Origin of the sequence: Belnapia mucosa (genome assembly GCF_016775475.1) — a bacterium.
Taxonomy (GTDB): Bacteria; Pseudomonadota; Alphaproteobacteria; order Acetobacterales; family Acetobacteraceae; genus Belnapia; species Belnapia mucosa.
On the sequence record NZ_JAEUXJ010000125.1, the window covers coordinates 1 to 257 of the forward strand.

1 pseudogene is annotated in these 257 nt (G+C 66.1%); it reads left to right on the forward strand.

What is annotated here, in order from left to right:
- Positions 1 to 257 (forward strand): annotated as a pseudogene (locus tag JMJ55_RS30635) (phenylacetate--CoA ligase); the annotation flags it as partial.

A 257-nucleotide genomic window follows, 5' to 3' on the forward strand; every position in this document is an offset into this window, starting at 1 on the left:
TGACCTCCTTGGACGATCTCGCCAGGTTCCCCTTCACCGGCAAGAACGACCTGCGCGACAACTACCCCTACGGCATGTTCGCCGTGCCGCAGAACGAGATCGTGCGCCTGCACGCCTCCAGCGGCACCACCGGCAAACCCACGGTGGTCGGCTACACGCAGAACGACATCGACACCTGGGCCAACGTGGTCGCGCGTTCCATCCGCGCCGCCGGCGGCCGCAAGGGTGACAAGGTGCATGTGTCCTACGGCTACGGC